The organism is Streptomyces lunaelactis (assembly GCF_003054555.1).
GTDB classification, from domain to species: Bacteria; Actinomycetota; Actinomycetes; order Streptomycetales; family Streptomycetaceae; genus Streptomyces; species Streptomyces lunaelactis.
Window position 1 is genome coordinate 56,097 of record NZ_CP026304.1, and the last position, 16,388, is coordinate 72,484.

Here is a 16,388-nt window from a genome sequence, read left to right on the forward strand (position 1 = left end):
GTGCACAGTCCAGAGCGTGGCGATGAACCCAATCTGAGCACCGCGCGTGCTCTGCCAGCTGACGCAAACCGCACCGGCCGGGAGGGGCCTCACCTGTACCGTCGCGTTCGCCAGCTGTCGGCGATCACATTTTCCCATCCTGGGTGGTTTGAGCGTCAGGCAATCCCTGATCACGAATTCTCCTCATTGGCCTTGGGCACTGCGGAGTACGGGAGCGAGGGACCTGATCATCGCGGAGGCGCGTGGGTGACTCTCGGCCTGCGGTTCGGAAGGCCGATGGGCAGCCCGGACGGCAAGGAGAACGTTCGTCGTGGTCGACATCACCGAGGTCTACGTCCACTGGTACGCGGGCCGCTCGAAGAGCGAGCCGACGGAGTCGCTGGGGGTGGACCTCAAGACGATCAGGAAGTACCGGGCGCTGGCGGAGGCATCCGGGATCACCCCGGGCAGGCCGGCGATGGGCGGGCCGACCGGCCAAGCTGATCAACGGCTGTTCCCGGAGCTCACCAACTCCCCTGCTGAGCGGTGAGGACCAGGGGGCCGGGTGGGACTAGGAGGACGGCTACGAGTGGGTGAGCTGATCACCTCACTGCCAGCGCCCCGTCCAGCTCGTTGGCGCTGACGGCGTCCTCGTCGGGGCCGGGGGCTCGAAGCGGGCGAAGAAGTCGTCCAGCGCCCCGGGGGTGACGGTGAGCGCGTTGGCGTCGGCGCGCTGGTTGCGTTCGTTCAGGCGCCGTAGCAGCTCCGTCTTCTCGACGGGGAAGTACACCAGCGCCCACCGGCCGCCGGCGGCCTCGACGGTCTTCTTCCACGCGTCGCGGTCCTCGCGCAGCCACAGCCCGTGGTCGAGCACGACATCGCGGCCGGCGGCCAGCTCGTCGGCCACCTGTTGCCGCACGGCGTCGACGACCGGGCGTTCGGGGCGCGTTGTCGAGGTCTTTGGGTTTCCTGGGCGGGGCGCTGACCTGGCTCGGGAACTCGTTGGCCAGGCCCCGGTAGCCTTCGTCGACCTCGGTCTTCACCGTCGGATGCCGGTGCAACAGTTCGGCGATGCCTTCGGTACGCATCGCGGTCTGATCATGCATCCGGCCCGGCCGGAGGGCGCCGGACCACAGGGTGCGACCTTGGTGGTCGCTGATCGTGGTCGCTTTGATGGTGTTCTGTCGGCGCTTGCCCGAGACGAAGGCGCGGCGTCCAGGGCCGTGCGCTTTGGAGCGGCCGACCTGGGTCTCGGTGCCGTCGATGCACAGGTCTACGCCCTCGGCCTCGGCGTAGGCGAACACGTCGTCCAAGGTGTGCAACCGCACTCCGGGCCGGTCGGGGACGGCGAACCCCCGCGTTGCCAGCAGCGGGCGGATCTCGGTGATCGCCCGGCCGATCGTGGAGGAGCTCACGTCGTAGAGCACTGCCAGCGCCTGGTGTGTCAGGCCGGTGCGCAGATGGACCAAGGTAGCCAATACCCGGTCGACGAAGACGAGTTCGTACTTCGGCCCGGCTCCGGCCGACCTCCTACGGGCAGTCCGACGTCTCTCGTGGCGCCCGGACTCGCACTGTGCCTGCCAACGTGGCGCGAGTTCTTCGATCAAATCGCCGAGATGTTGGAGCGAGACACCACAGAAGGCAGGATGAGACATGGCCGCGCGGGCCTGCTTGATCTTCACACCTCAAGAACCCGCGCAGCCACTTTCCTGTCACGGCCCGCTCACGATCAATCGCGGGGGAGGTCGTTACGAATCAAGGAGTCTCGCTGATGGTCAGTGTGAGTATGGAGACTGCAGAACAGACAGAGCAGCGGCTACGCCGTGAGATCGCTCAGGCTGACCTCGTCGTGCACGACGGCGTCTGGTGTTTTGAAGAGTCTCCGGCCGACCAGCCGCCGACGCTCACCGCCGAGACGCTGGCAGTGGTTCGGGACCGGGAGAGCTGGAGCCGCCTGGTCCCGCTCACCCAGGAGGGCGACGACGTCGAACGCTTCGGAATCTTCTCCTTCCACTTCGCCGATCATGTGGACAACAGCGGTTTCGTCGGCTGGCTGGCCACCCACCTCAAGGTTGAGCTGGGGACCGGCGTATTTGTTGTCTGTGGCAGCAACCGCGCCCGCGGCGGCATCTATGACTACTGGGGCTGTCCCATCGACTTGCTGGATCAGGCCATCGCGGTCGTCAGGACGCTACGAGACAGCTGATCTGCATGCAGGCGGCGATCCATCCACAAACGGTGAAGATCACGATCTACAGCTGGAGTACTAGTACTCCAGTTGTGCTTCTCCATTTGTCCTGGTCAGCGTGCCTGTTTCGAGTCTAGTGGACTGACGCTGCATCAGGGCGGTGGTGGCTCGTGACCCACCCGATCGGGGTGCGTGCGGCGTTGGTAGTGGCAGTGGCGGGCGACGGCTTGATGGCGTCGGCGCCAGTGCGACCAGTGGAGCCGGTGTCCGGGCCGCGGTAGCCGGGCTGCTGGGGAATGGGCAAGATCCAGGAGCCGTCGCACTTCTGCCACGGTGAGGGGAACGAGACTGCTCGGACCGTTTCTTCGGCCCCCTTTTCGAGGGCGTGGGCGGCCATCGCGGCCAGGAAGGCGTGCGCCAGCATGGCCAGCGTGATGTGGCGGTACCAGCCCACGTAGCGGCGGACTTCGTACTGGTCCAGGCCGCACTCGTTCTTCGCGGCCTGGAAGCACTCCTCGATGGCCCATCTGGAGCCGGCCACGCGGACCAGTTCGGAGACGTTCGCCTCCGTGGGAGCGAAGGCGAGGTAGTAGGCAATCTCCTCGGGGCGGGCCAGGCTACGGCGGGCCAGCACCCAGCGATCGTGCGTGGGTGCCTCGCCGTTCGCGTCGGCGGCGGCAGGGAGCCTGGCTGCGGCCCAGTCGTAGACCCGAGGCCCCTTCGCGCCGTCCCCGCACGAGATCCGCTCCCAGGCGTCGTCCGGGGCACCGGTCAGAACATGGTCGATGCGCCAACTCCCCGCAGTCGACTTGACCTGCTGCGACTTGGGAACCGCCAGGACATAGCCCACGCCGGCTTCCTCCAGCATCCGCCGAAAGCCCCGTTCTTGCCCGTAGGCCGCATCAGCGGTCACCCAGGCGATCGGCAGCGCGGAGCCGAGGGCCCTCAACACCATCGCACGCGCCAGTTCGGGCTTCGTCGCAAAGGACCTGTCCTCAGGAATTCTCGCCGTGCGGCACCGATCCGGGTCATCGGTCCAGGACTTGGGCAGATACAGCTCCCGGTCCACCAGGGCCCGGCCCTTCGCCGAGGTATAGGCGGCGAACACGCCGATCTGGCAGTTCTCGGTGCGGCCGGCCGTCCCCGAGTATTGGCGCTGCACCCCGGCTGAGACGGTGCCTTTCTTCAGGAAGCCGGTGTCGTCCACGATCAGCACACCGTCCGGTCGGCCGAGCCGCTCGGCCACGTAATCCTGCAGGTCGTCACGGATCTTGTGGCGCATCGAGCCACGACGTCCACCTGATCGGTGGCGAGGGGGCGCCGTGCCCCGGTCCCCGACCCGCGCGCCCCGCCCGGCGCCTCTCGTCCCCTCTCCTCTCCATCGGATGCGACGACGTACATGTCCTGGGCAAGTTGCCCCAAGGTGCGGTAAGGAGGCGACAGTAGCGGAATGTGGGGCATGGCGGGCAGGGGTGCTGAATCACGACATGCGGGAGACCCGCCCACGAACTGTGGCTGATCACCCCTTCGGGCACGGTTTCGTCGCACATCGTGCACGGAGCCCGTCCGAACGGGATGATGCAGGCTTCAACGGCACGTCCGTGGGGGGGGACCATGCGCACCAAAACGCTAGCCGCCATCCTGCTTCTGCTGGTCGGCCTGGCCGGATGCGGCAGCGACGGAGGGGAGGATACCAAGCCCGCTGCCAAGCCAACAGTGACGGCCAATCCCGATCAGCAGTTCCTCACGGCGGTCCGAACCCGAGCATTCGAGAGCTGGAAGGACAAGGGGCCGACGGATGAGGAGTTGGCGCCCTACCCAGCTCAGTGGTGTGCCAAGCTGCAGGCAGGCCACAGCGTCGACTACCTGCTCAGCCTGCAGGGAGCGAACCTGTATCCAATCGACATGGACTGGGGGACGGCGAAGCCGGACGCGCAAGAGCTGGTCGTCCTAGGGGTGGAGTCCCACTGCCCCGCTCTGCGGGCCCAGGTAACGCAAGAACTCCGCGACTCCGGCGGGTACTGAGACTCCCGGACCACACTTCCCGAGCCCCGGCCGGCGCACGCAGGGGTGTTGCGCTCTCCCGCCGGATGACCAGGACCTGGAGGCAGTTCTTCCCGAGCAAGCGGGCGTTCGGTCGCTTCAGCCGACGCCGCCTCGCTCGGGTTAAGCCGGGCCGCGGAGAACGTGGCAATGCGGGACCTGGATCTGGCGCAGCTGGTGAAGCGGCGGCCAGGGGCCGCGCCGTGTTGAGGTCATCGAGCCGGTCCCGGTCGGTGCGGGTGACCCAGAAACCAACAGGGTGGTCTCCTCATCTCCGAGTCGACCGGTACCTCGTCCAGGGGAGCCCACACCGCGGACAATTTCCGAACTAGGATTGTGGCGTCGCCATGTCTGTCGTGTGAGGTAGCCCCATGTCATTTCCTTCGCCAGATCAGGCTGCTGATCACTTCGGCCAGCATGGACTGCGCCGGTTCCAATTCGGCGCCATCCATGAGGTGCGCCTGACAGACAACTCACGCGCGGTGCTTGAAGCGGTGGGTGTGCCGCTGCTGGTTGCTCCGTACTTCACTGCTTCGGGCAAGGGCGAGGCGGTCAAGCTCTCGGTGTTCGCAGGGCATCAAGGGCTGCCGCGTCCGCCGGCGGAGCTGGAGAACTGGCTGCGCATCGGCGACGACGGGCTGGGGCACTTGTGCGTCCGGCCGGACGGCGCGGTGCAGGCGGTGATCTTGGGGACCGAAGAAGACGACATGTTCGTCAACACCAGCGTCACCGCGCTCAATGCCGCGCTGACGGCGTTGGACCGGGCGCTTCCGGTGATCGCGGCATCGTCGGGTCTGTCGGAGGCGGCAGCAGCCTACCGGGACCTGAACGCGGAGCTGCACGACATTGACGCTGCGGCGTTCGGGGAACGGGAGAGCTGGTGGCCGCGGGTGCTGGACGATGTGCGCCACACACTCAACTTCCCGTTCTCTGCGGCCTTCGAATACGTAGATGACACAGGCCGCAAGCAGATCGTCACCGAGGCGACCGGGCCGGGGCGACCGCATCCGGAGGAGCTGATCTGGCAGAAGCTATCGGCGGCCGGTATCTCGCCGCACCAGGTGAAGCGGGTGTACTGCGAACTGGCACCGTGCCTGATGCCCGGGCACTACTGCGCGGTATGGATGCAACGCACTTTTCCTGCCGCAGAGTTCACGCATAGCTTCGACTACGGAGCCAGCGCCGCGTCCCGCGAGGCGGGACTCAAGGAGCTGATCACCTACACGGCACAGCAGGCTGGACGCTCGTGAGCAGGGTTGTGTGGCAGCGGCCCGCGGCCGGCAGGGAGCCTGCCGCTACGGCACTGCTCGAATGGTTGGTCGATCCGGCTGCGCCACGGCTGTGCTTGATTTCGGGCAGTGCGGAGTGTGGAAAGTCGTCTCTGCTCGCGTGGCTGGTGCGGCACGCCAGCCGGTCGGACACGCCGGTGGAGCGGACCGTGCATGCGTTTGTGCCGATAGGCCGGGAAAGCGTGCAGGGCGCCGTGTGGGCGCTCGCCGACCAGCTCGGTGTGGTCGCGCGGGCTCCGGGTGAACTGGTCCAGGCGCTGGCGAACGACCGGCGCCGCACCGTCATCGTGCTGGCCGACTTGCACGCCAGCATCGATCCTGACGCTCTCGCAGAGCTGGTGCTGACGCTGTGGGAGCTGGAGCACGTCCGGCTGATCGTCGAAACGCGCAGCGACGGTTCTTGCTACCGGTCGCTGACCGGAGCAGGGCCGGCGGTGATGGATCTCGACGACCCGAAGTGGACGGATCCGGCTCGCTATCAAGCCTGGCGTGAGACGCAACCCGAGGCCCGACACGCCTCTGTTGCAAACATGATGAGTGGCGCCGGGCCGGCGGCGGCCCTGGATGACCCGGCTGCGATCTGCTCTGCGGACCCGTTGCTGGTCACTGGAGCCTATGAGGCCGATCCGGATGAGCACGGAGGACTGCGCACGGCCTGGCTGCGTGCTGGCCAGTCACTGTGCCATGACCAGGAGTCCGCGGAGCGTGCGCTCGTCCTGTTGACGGCCTTGGGCGATGGCGCCGATCCCAGACTCCGGCCGGCTTTGGCCGAACTCGCTGCCGCAGCGCCATGGGACGTGCTCTGGAGCCGCGTTCGCGGGGATGTCCGTCCGCCCTGGCCGGGTCCGGCCGTGGCCTTGTGCCCTGGCCGTGGTCTCCTGGAAGGCCAGCTGCTGGTGGCCGACCATGTCGGAGCTGTACGCATCATGCAGGTGGCTGATGCAGCTCCCAGCGGCCGCCTTGCCCAACCTGCCCTTCAGACAACCGCTCTCGCCTCGCTGACAGACGGAACGGTGCTGGCCCTCGACAGCCACAGCCAGCTGCACGTCCAGCAAGTGCCCTCGGCAGATCACAAAACCGGCTCGGGCCTCGCTGCCCTACTCGATGACGGTCCCACACCAACGGAGCGACTCGTCCAGGCTGTCACCGCCCAGCTAGCGAAAGCGCGGGGAACAGCCCTGGCAGCCACGGAGCGGGATGCTGCCGTCGGCGATGCGCAGGGCAGCGTGCACGTCGTCAACGACGCAGCAGAGGCGACCGGGCACAGCGCTCGACTCCATCGGGGATGTGTCACGGCCATGGCGGCGGTCGACCTGCCGGCCGGCGATGAGGGCACGCCTTTGACGCTCTTCTACAGTGGTGGCTCGGACGGCACTGTCCGCTGCTGGGCTCCCGCCGGTGAGCCACTTCCTACACCTGTGGCTCAACGCTCGTGCCCGGTAGTCGCGTTGGACGCTGCTCATGTCACGGCGGGGCTCGTGCTGGCCATTGGCTGGGCGGACGGCATCGTTGAGTACCGCCGCCTTGATACTGGCGATGTGCGGTTCTTCTGTCCTGGCCCACCCGTCAACGCCGTCGGTGTAACTCAAGGTGAAGAGTTGCTGATCGGCACCGACGAAGCGCTGATCTGCCTACGCCCGCGCTGACTTGACGCTTGCCCAGCGCATGGCGGCCCGCGTTCACTCACGGCAGGGATGGCCGCTTCGTCACTGCTTCGGCATGGGATGTGGCAGTGAGGAGGAGCGTATGTCGGCCGAGGGGCAGGACATCTTGGCTCCGGCTCTGGAAGCGGCCGGGATCATCGGCAACGACGGTTCCCGCTATGAGGACGACGACTTCAACCTCGGTGGCGAGGAAACCATCCGGATAATCATCGACCATTTCAGCTTGCCACGCCTCCGCTCGGATGACTCGGCATCCCGGCGTAGGAGCTTCCCGTAGGGCAAGGAACAGTCATGAAGGACGACTTGCAGTGACTGCAGAGTGGGCCTTTCTGTCGTTGAGGTACAGATGCCGCCCGGGATGCGTGTCCCGGGCGGCGCTTGTTTGAGCAGCCGGCTGGCTGCGTGCCGGGCGCTGTCACGACCTGACTGCGACACGACTGACGGACGAGCGGTATCGGCAATGCCGTTGCATCGCTCACCGCTCTATCTTCACCTCATCCAACGGCCGCCGGGCGCAGGTCTGTTGAGGCGCTCGCGTAAAGTGGATCACTGCTGTGATCTGGGCTTGGTACTACGGGGGGTGTGGCTGGTGGGCATACAGGTGCCAGAGGACCTGCGGGACGTCATGGAGATGGTCGGCGTCGACTGGCCAGACATCGACGAGGACGAACTCAAGGCCACCGCAGGCGAGTACCGCGAGTTCGCCGAAGAACTGCGCGACACCATCCGCGACGCCAACAGGGCATGCAGCAACGTGGTGGCGGGCAGAAGCAAGGGCCTGGCCGTCGATGCCTTCAAGCAACGCTGGGGCAAGGTTTCCGGCCAGGACATGAAGTACCTGGCCGACGCAATGGACCTGCTGGCCGACGCAATGGACACCGGTGCGCGGTATGTCACCACATGCAAGGTGGCAGTCATCGCCGACCTCAGCGCTGCCGCAGCAAGCATCGCCGGCGGCATCATCGGCGCCATCTTCACCGGAGGCCTCACCGCCCTGCTCGGGGCCGCTGCTGCCCTCGCTCTGAAGCTGGCAATCAGGGAAGCAATCGACCTCCTCGTCGAACAGCTCATCGATCTGGCCGTCGAGAAGGTCGAGGGCGAGATCATGTCGAAACTCGAAGGACTCTTCGACGTCGAAGCCATCTCCGGAGGACGCGACAGGAACGGCGCTCTCCTCCCCGAGGGCTCCGACGCCATGGGCCAGGAACTGTGGATCGAGTTCGCTGAATTCGCCGACGCCATCGACCAACTCGGCGAGGAACACGGAAGGTTCAAGGATAAAAAGAAGAAGTTCGGCGACAAGCGCGACAAGCGGAGCCTGGTAACCAAGAAGGATGACCGCTTCGCCAAGTTCGGAACCGCCATCGACAAAGCAGAGGACAAGGTCGAGTCCACAGCCGTCAAGATGCACAAGGAGATCGAGAAGAACGTCGACGGCCTGGACAAGACCAAGCGCACCAACGACGAGAACGACAAGCACACGAAAAAAGAGATAGACAAGTGCCATCCGGACGCAGACGGAGACACCCGGATGTACCTCCTGAGCAAGGACGGCACAGTCCAAGAACTCACCCCGGACGGTAAACTCAAGCCAGTCGGTAAGAACGACAACTCCGGTATCCACGACCTCCTTGAGGCGGACGGAAAAGCATGGCGCCCCACGTCACGGGGTGAGAGCGGGAGGTACAGGGTCTCTTTGGACGACACCAAAAACACGGTGAAGTCTGACAAAATAGACCCATATGAAAATGAATTGGGTAAGGCGACCCAACTAGCCCGCTATGCACGCAATGACTATAATCCCGACGTTAACTATGCTGCCGGGCGATACATCGACCCAACAACAGGCAAAGAGATTACCCTGATCGGAGCCAGCGATCGGGGCATGCACTCCGAGCGCGTAATCGGGTATCCATTGCTGAATAATGGGAAGGCGGCTGGACTTGACGAAGTTTTCACCGAACGAGCACCCTGCCAGTTGCGAAACAGTAGATGCGACGCCTGGCTCGCCAAATACTTCGCCGCAGAAAACCCTGATCTGAAAGTCCGAAACGCGGTCGACTATGATCAGCTAGGGGGCAAAAAGGACGAAGGAAACGCCCAACAAGCAAAGTATATTGAAGGATTGAAGAAATCTCACGGCCGCTAAGCATGAAATGAGAAGAGGATCAGGGAGCTTCTGGAATGAAATACAGCGTCAGCGCAGACGACATTATTAACCTGTTCGGCGTGCAGGGCATCGTCTTCTTCCCGCGGGAAGAACCCGGCGATGCTTCCGACAAGTCACCGTCCATCCATTTCCTCCACGAAGTCGGCCTACCCCACGATGACGTCTTCCTCTCGCGCATCGACGCCACCGACCCCGGTCAGGACTCAGTGCTCCTCGGGGAGACACTCACGCGGCAGCAGCGCCCGTATCCGCCAGCAGCCGAGAAATGGCTCGTCCTCGGCTACTTTCTCGACTCTATCCTGGCGCTCGACCCGGCGAACGGGCAAGTCTACGCATTCCCGGAAGGGACGAATAGGCACCTACTGATGCACCGCAACGTCGAATCCCTGGTGCACGCTCTCTGCGCACTGCAGAATTTCCAGCTGGCAAGGGAATCGGTCGAGGACAAGGATGCCTTCGCGGAAGAGATGCGGTCAAAGATTGAGCGCTTCGACGACAACCCTTTTGCGGACCCTATCTCCGAGTGGAACATCATCTATGAAGAGATCATCGAAGGGACCTGGTGAATTCTGTTTCCTCTAGCCTCGATCTTTCATGACGGCTCGTCAGTTCAACTGGCGGGCCGTTTCGGGTTGTTGGGCGGGTTGCGGGCAGGGTGATGGCCCGGCTGTCGCGTCGGGGGTGCGCCGGGTTCCACGGTTCCGGTGGGGTGGTTCAGGTTCGTCGGGACGATTGGTTGTGCCTGGTCAGCCGGGGTTCGGGAGGGCGTCGAGCCGCTGGATCGCGTCGGTGATGACGTCGGTCCAGGGCCAGTGGGCCGCGAATCTCAGATGCCGCCGCCGGCCGGTGGTGACGAGCTGGGCGGCAGCGGCGAACAGCCGCAGCCGCAGTCGGCGGGGCTCCCACCTGCGGGCTTTGCTGGTGAGGGCGAGCATCGGCATCCAGGCCAGCAGGTCGAGGGCGAGCTGGACGATCTCCAGCCAGATCCGGTTCTGTGCGGTGTCGTGCAGGGGCAGGTTGCGCAGGACGGTGGCGCGGGCGTTTCGGATACGGTCCTCGGCGCGAGCACGTCGGCGGTGCCGCAGCTCCAGGTGGGCGATGGGAGCGTCGGTGGTGTTGGTGGCAAACGCGGTGAGCCGTAGTCCGTCGGCGTCGGTGAACCGCAACTGGGCACCGGGGTGCGGACGTTCCTTGCGGACGATCAGCCGCATGCCCTTCGGCCAGCCCTTGAGCACGTCACCGTCGAGCTCGGCGACCCAGGCGCCGTCACGGATCTCCCCGCCTGGTTCGACGGCCACCGTCCAGGCAGTGGCGGGAACCCGTAGAACGGCCTGGTGGATGGCGTCGGTGATGGTCATCCCGACCGAGTAGGACAACCACCGGCCGCGCTTGGCGAGCCAGGCCACGAACTCGTGGGTGCCACCGCCGGAATCGGTACGGATCAGTGTCTGGCGTCCGCGCCGGTACTTCTTCGGCAGCTGAGCCAGGGCGAGTTCGGCGGTTTCCATGTGATCGGCGGCGGTGTTGCTGCCCGCGTTCCCGGGCCGCAGCAGTCCGGCGACCGGTTCCCCGCTGCCGCCGCTTCCGTGGTCGACGAAGCCCATCAAAGGGTGGTGCCCGAACGTCTTCTTCCAGGTCGCGGTGGCGTCCTGCTTCTCGGAGTGCGCCAGCACGAGCACTCCGTCGATGTCCACGATCACCTGCCCGCCGGCATCTGGAGCCGCCGCCTGGGCCAACTTCCAGACCCGTTCGCGGACTTGCGCACGTGCGGTGCGGATCGCTGCCAGGGCCTTCGGTCCGGCAGAAGCGAGGACGCCGACCAGGCGGGAGACGGTGGGATCCGAGGCCACCGCACCGAACACGGCCGGCTCGGCCCGCAGCATGCCCACATCCGCCAGGCAGTCCCCGCCAAGCGCGACCGCCAGGGCCACATCCAGCAGGATCTTCCCCGGATCATGCACGGCCCGTGGCTTGCGCCACGGCGTCAGGGCCGTCGATATCGCCTGGTCGAGACCGGTCTTGCGGGCGGTCTCGACCAGCAGCACGGCTCCGGACTGCGAGACCACCCCGCGACCGCCACCCTCGACGCGGACACGCGGATAGGACCCGATACGCTTCTTCACCCGGGAAGTGCTCCTTCGACGGCAACGGACAAGACCCTCAGCAAGTCTTATCGTTGCAGGTCAGGAGCACTTCTTGCGTTTTCGATCACGCATCGGACAGCTCACCTCGTGAAAGCCCGAGGCTAGAACGGCGGATGCTCTCGGGGCCGTCATCGCTGGTGGCACGGGCCTGGACGCAGAACTGGCAGAGATCCCGCAGAGCTTCAGACTGGGCTTCGTCAGTCAGGGCCTCGAACCAGTCGATCCCCTGCGAGATCGGGCGCAGGCCCTGAGCGAGCTCATTCAAGATCACCGCACGCTCGTGTATCCGCCCACCTCCACGACCCGCCCGAGCCGAAAGGCCCTCAGGTCATCCAACCAGATCGCAAAGTGTGACTGGAGTACTAGTACTCCAGTTGTGCTTCTCCATTTGTCCTGGTCAGCGTGCCTGTTTCGAGTCTAGTGGACTGACGCTGCATCAGGGCGGTGGTGGCTCGTGACCCACCCGATCGGGGTGCGTTGAGCCTGCTATGGAGCCGGATATCGAAGCAGGGCTGTGGGCCACCGAGTTGGAGTCGTTGCTGCTGCGGGTGGGTCAGCGGTTCGGGCGCATCGAGCCACGACGTCGGATGCAGGACTACGTGCGCGGGCTGCTCGGCCCGGTCGGCCGGAAGAACAGCTGGCAGCTCGCCGAGCACGCAGGCCATGCCACCCCGTACGGCCTGCAGCGGCTGCTGTCGTGGTGCCAGTGGGATCCAGACAAGATCCGTGACGACCTGCAGGATTACGTGGCCGAGCGGCTCGGCCGACCGGACGGTGTGCTGATCGTGGACGACACCGGCTTCCTGAAGAAAGGCACCGTCTCAGCCGGGGTGCAGCGCCAATACTCGGGGACGGCCGGCCGCACCGAGAACTGCCAGATCGGCGTGTTCGCCGCCTATACCTCGGCGAAGGGCCGGGCCCTGGTGGACCGGGAGCTGTATCTGCCCAAGTCCTGGACCGATGACCCGGATCGGTGCCGCACGGCGAGAATTCCTGAGGACAGGTCCTTTGCGACGAAGCCCGAACTGGCGCGTGCGATGGTGTTGAGGGCCCTCGGCTCCGCGCTGCCGATCGCCTGGGTGACCGCTGATGCGGCCTACGGGCAAGAACGGGGCTTTCGGCGGATGCTGGAGGAAGCCGGCGTGGGCTATGTCCTGGCGGTTCCCAAGTCGCAGCAGGTCAAGTCGACTGCGGGGAGTTGGCGCATCGACCATGTTCTGACCGGTGCCCCGGACGACGCCTGGGAGCGGATCTCGTGCGGGGACGGCGCGAAGGGGCCTCGGGTCTACGACTGGGCCGCAGCCAGGCTCCCTGCCGCCGCCGACGCGAACGGCGAGGCACCCACGCACGATCGCTGGGTGCTGGCCCGCCGTAGCCTGGCCCGCCCCGAGGAGATTGCCTACTACCTCGCCTTCGCTCCCACGGAGGCGAACGTCTCCGAACTGGTCCGCGTGGCCGGCTCCAGATGGGCCATCGAGGAGTGCTTCCAGGCCGCGAAGAACGAGTGCGGCCTGGACCAGTACGAAGTCCGCCGCTACGTGGGCTGGTACCGCCACATCACGCTGGCCATGCTGGCGCACGCCTTCCTGGCCGCGATGGCCGCCCACGCCCTCGAAAAGGGGGCCGAAGAAACGGTCCGAGCAGTCTCGTTCCCCTCACCGTGGCAGAAGTGCGACGGCTCCTGGATCTTGCCCATTCCCCAGCAGCCCGGCTACCGCGGCCCGGACACCGGCTCCACTGGTCGCACTGGCGCCGACGCCATCAAGCCGTCGCCCGCCACTGCCACTACCAACGCCGCACGCACCCCGATCGGGTGGGTCACGAGCCACCACCGCCCTGATGCAGCGTCAGTCCACTAGACTCGAAACAGGCACGCTGACCAGGACAAATGGAGAAGCACAACTGGAGTACTAGCCTCGGGCTTTCACGAGGCGGGTTGTCCGAGGTGTGATCGAAAACGAGAGAATTGCTCCTGACCTGCAACGATAGGACTTGTCGAGAGTCCAGATCGTGCGATGGAAAGAAGCACTTCTCAGGTGAAGAAGAGTAGCGGGGCGTACCCGCGTGTCCGCGTCGGGGGCGGTCGCAAGAGGGTGGATGGAATCGGTGGCTGCCTGAGTGGCCGTGGCGAACGGAGTGCAGAGCGATGCTGCCTTGGCATAGGGAACCTGGTGCCCGGGAGTGGCGAGAGGCGGCGGACGCAGCGGACCGCCAGCGGGGAACAGTGGTGCCGACGAATGAGCTTCCGGGGCACTTGCAAGGCCTAGAAGAGGTGGAGCGGGCGTGGCACCTGTTTACCGATCCGGCAGGCTCTCAAGGGACTCCAGGGCGGGCGGCCCTGCGCCGGGCACTGGAGGTAATCCCGCAGTCGAAGCCCGACCAGTTCTGCTACGAGGAACGTTGGCGAGGGAGAAACCGATGGGACCAAGGCGGTACCCCTCTGGAGATGTGCGGTCGGCCGACCTGCGGCCGGTGTGTACCACTGCGGGTAGAGCAGGAGCGCGTCGGCGAGCCCTGACATGGAGCCGTGACTGTCGGCGTGCAGGTGTACGTGCACGGGCGCGGTGCGTGATCGGCGGCGTCAGCTGGCGGTGGGCCAGGAGCGCAGCAGTGCAGCGATCTTCGCGGCCGTGCAGGTGGGTCCGAGGAGCAGGTCCCGCAACGCGATGGCGTCGTCGCGGGTGGGTTTGACGGCGATGCCAGCGGCCTCCAGGTACATGACGCCGGTGGCGGCCGCGACGGCCATGTTGGAGCGCTCGAGCCAGCGGCACCGCCCCAGAGTGTGCACCAGTGCAGCCGCCTTGGCGTAGGGACCGTTGTAGACCGGCTGCTCGAAGAGCTCGGCCCGGTGGCGCGCGCAGGCGGCGACAGGGACTCCGTAATCGTCCGGTGCTGGATCGCCTGCCCCGGCCACCTCTGCGACCTGCAGGATCCAGGGAACGTCGATGTGCAGGTCCATCAGGCGGCGCGCCCTCCCGCAGAGGTCTGCTGCGCGTCCTCGGCCTCGTCGAAGACCACCTGGTGCTCGGCAAGGAACCGGGCAGCCGCATCCACCCCGCGTGCGCGCAGGCCGCTGGCATCGTCCTGCACGAGGCGGGCCAGATAGTCCCCGACACTCAGGCCCAGGTCTGCGGCGCGCTGTTTCGCGAGGTCCGCGACGTCCTGATCCACACGTGCACCGAGCTGCGTCTTCGCCATCCCTGCATGGTAACAGTTGTTACCAAGCTGGCGATGCCTTTCCTGAAGCGCGTCGAGGGTCAGCATGCCGGCCCGCCACAGATGACGTCGGCACGACCAGGGCAAACCGGCTGGTCGCGGCCTCGCCGTCAGGGGCTCTCATTCGGCTCCAGTGCGACGGCCCGGGGATGTGGCCTGCCCGGCGCCGGGGGACGCCGGGCAGGCCCGTGCTGCCCCGGGGGGAGACAGCGTCTTGGGGGTGTGCGCCGCTATGGCGATGTCGGAGTATCCGTAGAAGTGGTACCGGTCGGTGCTGCTCGCGCGTACATCGGGTGCGCGCTCACCCCATTCGACAACCCAGTGAGGTCGGTTCTGCGATGAGGTCAGCCGTACCCGCGGTTGGGGGAATCCGGGTCGACCGAGGAGCAGATCACGGATCGCCAGGGCAATCTCGCTGCGGCCGGCGTCAAGGCAGCCGCCGCGGCGGCGTCCCCCGACAGGTACGGCGATGAGGGCCGTGCGGAGGAAGCAGATGGCGAGGCTGTTCGACAGGAGGTGGGGGTCCTCCAGCCGGGAGGCGGTGCTGGCGTAGTCGACGGCCGTGTGAGGGGGGAGCACCGTGATGGTCGGCGGCTGGCCAGGTGCCGTGGGAGGGGTCATCGGGTGTCCTCCTGCCTCAGAAGTTTCAGGAGGTCCTGAGTGGCCATCGCCAGCTGGTGCAGATGTGCGCGGGCCGGCAGGAGGTTTCCGGGCGGCGCCTGTTCCTGCAGGGCACGTGCGCGCGTGATCGTCCTTGAGGATGCTTCGCCGGGCTGGTCATGATGCTCCAGGACGATGGCCACGAGCGGCATGAGCGCCCCGCGAAGCCTGTCGGCCAGCTTCTCGATCTCGTCCATCGTCGGAGCAGCATTCTCGTGGAGGACTGCGGTGAGGTCGCGGTAGAAGGTGTCGAGGTAGAGGCGGTCCAGGATGAGGGAGAGCCGGAGTCCGGACAGGACCCGCTCGACGACGTCGTCGTCTTGCTCCCAGTGCCGCACGTGCTGCGCTTTCACTGGGCTTTCCCTGCTGTGGGTACGGTGAGGGCGCACCAGGTGGTTGTCCCGCTGGTGCCCCAGGAGTCTGCGATGGCGGCGACGATGGCCATGCCGCGGCCGCTCTCGTCGTCGGGCCCCGCCGCACGCTCGCACGGCCGGCCCGGCGATCCGTCGTAGACCTCGATGCGCACCTCGCTGGCAGTGTGGATCATTCGCAGCGCGAACTCCGTGCCGCTGCCGTGGAGGAGCGCATTAGTAGCCAGCTCGGTGATCAGGAGTGCGGCGTTGTCGGCGAGACAGTCCAGCCGCCAGTGCCGCAGGCATGCGAGGCCGATCCGCCGGAGCTGACCCGGCCGCCGGAGATCTTCGGCACTCAGGCCGGCTCCGGATTGAGGGGAGCATGCGACTGCGACTTCGATCCCGTTGAGGATCGCGTCGGCTGGCGTGGTGTCCCTGCTCCAGTCGCCAAGCTGGTGCGCAGCACCAGCTGTAGAACGTGTCGCCATTGCCCACTGGCTGGCATTGACCGTCACCAGCGAGCACCAGGTCCTGTCGCCGGACAGGTTCGGCACGGCGTCTCCCCACGGTTGTCTCTCGCGTACTCCCATACAACCGCGCCACGATCGGGTGGGCTCAGGCCAGAAACTGGGCACTTATCGGGCAGGGACCGGACAGTTTTGCCAACGGCGGGCGCATGGCA

At 66.1% G+C, this 16,388-nt stretch carries 15 protein-coding genes and 4 pseudogenes; 9 read left to right on the forward strand and 10 right to left on the reverse strand.

Going from position 1 to position 16,388, the window contains the following annotated elements:
- Nucleotides 1-310: 310 nt before the first annotated feature.
- Nucleotides 311-529, forward strand: coding sequence for a hypothetical protein (locus tag SLUN_RS00270; RefSeq protein WP_217506092.1), 219 nt, complete (start codon nt 311-313; stop codon nt 527-529).
- 57 nt (nt 530-586) lie between these two features.
- Here SLUN_RS00270 and SLUN_RS00275 read toward each other — a convergent pair.
- A pseudogene (locus tag SLUN_RS00275) lies at nt 587-901 on the reverse strand (P-loop nucleotide/nucleoside kinase family protein); the annotation flags it as partial.
- 97 nt (nt 902-998) lie between these two features.
- Nucleotides 999-1,634: pseudogene (locus SLUN_RS40595) on the reverse strand (transposase); the annotation flags it as partial.
- 116 nt (nt 1,635-1,750) lie between these two features.
- Here SLUN_RS40595 and SLUN_RS00290 point away from each other — a divergent pair.
- A complete protein-coding gene (locus SLUN_RS00290) occupies nt 1,751-2,185 on the forward strand; it encodes a DUF6196 family protein (protein ID WP_108146631.1) in 435 nt (144 codons plus the stop codon).
- Between the two features lie 274 nt (nt 2,186-2,459).
- On the opposite strand, the pseudogene SLUN_RS00300 reads toward SLUN_RS00290, so the two are convergent.
- A pseudogene (locus SLUN_RS00300) lies at nt 2,460-3,440 on the reverse strand (IS701 family transposase); the annotation flags it as partial.
- Nucleotides 3,441-3,781: 341 nt separating this feature from the next.
- On the opposite strand from SLUN_RS00300, the gene SLUN_RS00305 reads away from it, so the two are divergent.
- The 6 genes from SLUN_RS00305 to SLUN_RS00330 all read left to right on the forward strand — a co-directional run bounded on the left by SLUN_RS00305 (nt 3,782) and on the right by SLUN_RS00330 (nt 9,899).
- On the forward strand, nt 3,782-4,192 hold the full coding sequence (locus SLUN_RS00305) for a hypothetical protein (RefSeq protein WP_159100083.1): 411 nt from the start codon (nt 3,782-3,784) through the stop codon (nt 4,190-4,192).
- Between the two features lie 389 nt (nt 4,193-4,581).
- Complete coding sequence (locus SLUN_RS00310) at nt 4,582-5,460, forward strand: nucleic acid/nucleotide deaminase domain-containing protein (RefSeq protein WP_108146633.1); 879 nt, start codon at nt 4,582-4,584, stop codon at nt 5,458-5,460.
- The gene (locus tag SLUN_RS00315) at nt 5,457-7,145 is read left to right on the forward strand and encodes a hypothetical protein (RefSeq protein ID WP_108146634.1); all 1,689 of its coding nucleotides are present in this window, start codon (nt 5,457-5,459) and stop codon (nt 7,143-7,145) included. Before SLUN_RS00310 ends, SLUN_RS00315 begins: the two co-directional genes overlap by 4 nt.
- A gap of 100 nt (nt 7,146-7,245) precedes the next feature.
- Nucleotides 7,246-7,440, forward strand: coding sequence for a hypothetical protein (locus SLUN_RS00320; RefSeq protein ID WP_108146635.1), 195 nt, complete (start codon nt 7,246-7,248; stop codon nt 7,438-7,440).
- A gap of 312 nt (nt 7,441-7,752) precedes the next feature.
- A complete protein-coding gene (locus tag SLUN_RS00325; RefSeq protein WP_159100084.1) occupies nt 7,753-9,312 on the forward strand; it encodes a WXG100-like domain-containing protein in 1,560 nt (519 codons plus the stop codon).
- A gap of 35 nt (nt 9,313-9,347) precedes the next feature.
- The gene (locus SLUN_RS00330; RefSeq protein ID WP_108146637.1) at nt 9,348-9,899 is read left to right on the forward strand and encodes an SUKH-4 family immunity protein; all 552 of its coding nucleotides are present in this window, start codon (nt 9,348-9,350) and stop codon (nt 9,897-9,899) included.
- A 180-nt stretch (nt 9,900-10,079) separates the two neighbouring features.
- Here SLUN_RS00330 and SLUN_RS00335 read toward each other — a convergent pair whose 3' ends face one another.
- Nucleotides 10,080-11,456: an IS1380 family transposase gene (locus tag SLUN_RS00335; protein WP_108146638.1), complete on the reverse strand. Its 1,377-nt coding sequence runs from the start codon at nt 11,454-11,456 to the stop codon at nt 10,080-10,082.
- Between the two features lie 85 nt (nt 11,457-11,541).
- Complete coding sequence (locus SLUN_RS00340) at nt 11,542-11,748, reverse strand: DUF5958 family protein (protein WP_108146639.1); 207 nt, start codon at nt 11,746-11,748, stop codon at nt 11,542-11,544.
- A 217-nt stretch (nt 11,749-11,965) separates the two neighbouring features.
- On the opposite strand from SLUN_RS00340, the pseudogene SLUN_RS00345 reads away from it, so the two are divergent.
- Nucleotides 11,966-13,111, forward strand: a pseudogene (locus tag SLUN_RS00345) (IS701 family transposase); the annotation flags it as partial.
- 947 nt (nt 13,112-14,058) lie between these two features.
- On the opposite strand, the gene SLUN_RS00355 reads toward SLUN_RS00345, so the two are convergent.
- The 5 genes from SLUN_RS00355 to SLUN_RS00375 all read right to left on the reverse strand — a co-directional run bounded on the left by SLUN_RS00355 (nt 14,059) and on the right by SLUN_RS00375 (nt 16,260).
- Entirely contained in the window at nt 14,059-14,436 is a 378-nt protein-coding gene (locus tag SLUN_RS00355) for a fic family toxin-antitoxin system, toxin component (RefSeq protein ID WP_108146640.1), read from the reverse strand.
- Nucleotides 14,436-14,675, reverse strand: coding sequence for a hypothetical protein (locus tag SLUN_RS00360; RefSeq protein WP_108146641.1), 240 nt, complete (start codon nt 14,673-14,675; stop codon nt 14,436-14,438). Before SLUN_RS00360 ends, SLUN_RS00355 begins: the two co-directional genes overlap by 1 nt.
- A 138-nt stretch (nt 14,676-14,813) precedes the next feature.
- On the reverse strand, nt 14,814-15,314 hold the full coding sequence (locus SLUN_RS00365; RefSeq protein ID WP_108146642.1) for a DUF6302 family protein: 501 nt from the start codon (nt 15,312-15,314) through the stop codon (nt 14,814-14,816).
- Entirely contained in the window at nt 15,311-15,706 is a 396-nt protein-coding gene (locus SLUN_RS00370; RefSeq protein ID WP_108146643.1) for a DUF6415 family natural product biosynthesis protein, read from the reverse strand. The genes SLUN_RS00365 and SLUN_RS00370 overlap by 4 nt, the downstream gene beginning before the upstream one ends.
- Nucleotides 15,703-16,260 carry an ATP-binding protein gene (locus SLUN_RS00375; protein ID WP_159100085.1) on the reverse strand — a complete coding sequence of 186 codons (558 nt, stop codon included), beginning with the start codon at nt 16,258-16,260 and terminating at the stop codon, nt 15,703-15,705. The genes SLUN_RS00370 and SLUN_RS00375 overlap by 4 nt, the downstream gene beginning before the upstream one ends.
- Nucleotides 16,261-16,388 lie beyond the last annotated feature (128 nt).